Below are 1,986 nucleotides of genomic sequence, written 5' to 3'. Positions count from 1 at the left end.
TTTAATGTCTGGCAGTTCCCTACTCTCACATGGGGAGACCCCACACTACCATCGGCGCTACGGCGTTTCACTGCTGAGTTCGGCATGGGGTCAGGTGGGACCACCGCGCTATTGCCGCCAGACAAATTCTGTTTGTTCCCGTTTAGTTTTTTCTTCACTAAACCAGAACCTCAATCTCAAACAAGCTGTGTGTCCTTCACCTTCCGGCTTCTCACTCTCTTTGAAAACAACTCTATCTCTCTAAAACACCTTCGGTGTTGTCAGGTTAAGCCTCACGGTTCATTAGTATTGGTTAGCTCAACGTATCGCTACGCTTACACACCCAACCTATCAACGTCTTAGTCTTAAACGTTCCTTTAGGACTCTTAAAGAGTCAGGGAAGACTCATCTCAAGGCAAGTTTCCCGCTTAGATGCTTTCAGCGGTTATCTCTTCCGCACTTAGCTACCGGGCAATGCCATTGGCATGACAACCCGAACACCAGTGGTGCGTCCACTCCGGTCCTCTCGTACTAGGAGCAGCCCCTTTCAATCTTCCAACGCCCACGGCAGATAGGGACCGAACTGTCTCACGACGTTCTAAACCCAGCTCGCGTACCACTTTAAACGGCGAACAGCCGTACCCTTGGGACCTACTTCAGCCCCAGGATGTGATGAGCCGACATCGAGGTGCCAAACACCGCCGTCGATATGAACTCTTGGGCGGTATCAGCCTGTTATCCCCGGAGTACCTTTTATCCGTTGAGCGATGGCCCTTCCATTCAGAACCACCGGATCACTAAGACCTACTTTCGTACCTGCTCGAGCCGTCACTCTCGCAGTCAAGCTGGCTTATGCCTTTGCACTAACCGCATGATGTCCGACCATGCTTAGCCAACCTTCGTGCTCCTCCGTTACTCTTTGGGAGGAGACCGCCCCAGTCAAACTACCCACCAGACACTGTCCGCACCCCAGATAATGGGGCAACGTTAGAACATCAAACATTAAAGGGTGGTATTTCAAGGTTGGCTCCACGCAGACTGGCGTCCACGCTTCAAAGCCTCCCACCTATCCTACACATCAAGGCTCAATGTTCAGTGTCAAGCTATAGTAAAGGTTCACGGGGTCTTTCCGTCTTGCCGCGGGTACACTGCATCTTCACAGCGAGTTCAATTTCACTGAGTCTCGGGTGGAGACAGCCTGGCCATCATTACGCCATTCGTGCAGGTCGGAACTTACCCGACAAGGAATTTCGCTACCTTAGGACCGTTATAGTTACGGCCGCCGTTTACTGGGGCTTCGATCAAGAGCTTCTCCTTACGGATAACCCCATCAATTAACCTTCCAGCACCGGGCAGGCGTCACACCGTATACGTCCACTTTCGTGTTTGCACAGTGCTGTGTTTTTAATAAACAGTTGCAGCCAGCTGGTATCTGCGACTGGCTTCAGCTCCATGGGTAAACCACTTCACCTAATGCCAGCGTGCCTTCTCCCGAAGTTACGGCACCATTTTGCCTAGTTCCTTCACCCGAGTTCTCTCAAGCGCCTGAGTATTCTCTACCTGACCACCTGTGTCGGTTTGGGGTACGATTAATGATAATCTAGAGCTTAGAGGCTTTTCCTGGAAGCGGGGCATGAGCTACTTCATCACCGTAGTGACTCGTCGTCGGACCTCAGCATGTAGTGAACCGGATTTGCCTAATTCACCTGCCTACATCCTTAAACCGGGACAACCGTCGCCCGGATAGCCTAGCCTTCTCCGTCCCCCCATCGCAATTATCACCAGTACGGGAATATTAACCCGTTTCCCATCGACTACGCATTTCTGCCTCGCCTTAGGGGTCGACTCACCCTGCCCCGATTAACGTTGGACAGGAACCCTTGGTCTTCCGGCGTGCGGGTTTTTCACCCGCATTATCGTTACTTATGTCAGCATTCGCACTTCTGATACCTCCAGCATGCCTCACAGCACACCTTCACAGGCTTACAGAACGCTCCCCTACCCAAC

At 52.0% G+C, this 1,986-nt stretch carries 2 rRNA genes; both read right to left on the bottom strand.

From position 1 onward, the window contains the following. Positions 1–6 precede the first annotated feature (6 nt). Positions 7–122 (bottom strand): 5S ribosomal RNA (rrf, locus tag PSF31_RS20995). A gap of 139 nt (positions 123–261) precedes the next feature. Then, a 23S ribosomal RNA gene (locus PSF31_RS20990) occupies positions 262–1,986 on the bottom strand; the annotation flags it as partial.

This window comes from Providencia sp. PROV156, from assembly GCF_028480905.1.
In the GTDB taxonomy this organism is placed as follows: Bacteria; Pseudomonadota; Gammaproteobacteria; order Enterobacterales; family Enterobacteriaceae; genus Providencia; species Providencia hangzhouensis.
Note: the sequence above shows the minus strand (reverse complement) of the source record. Positions and strands in the feature narration are given on the sequence as shown.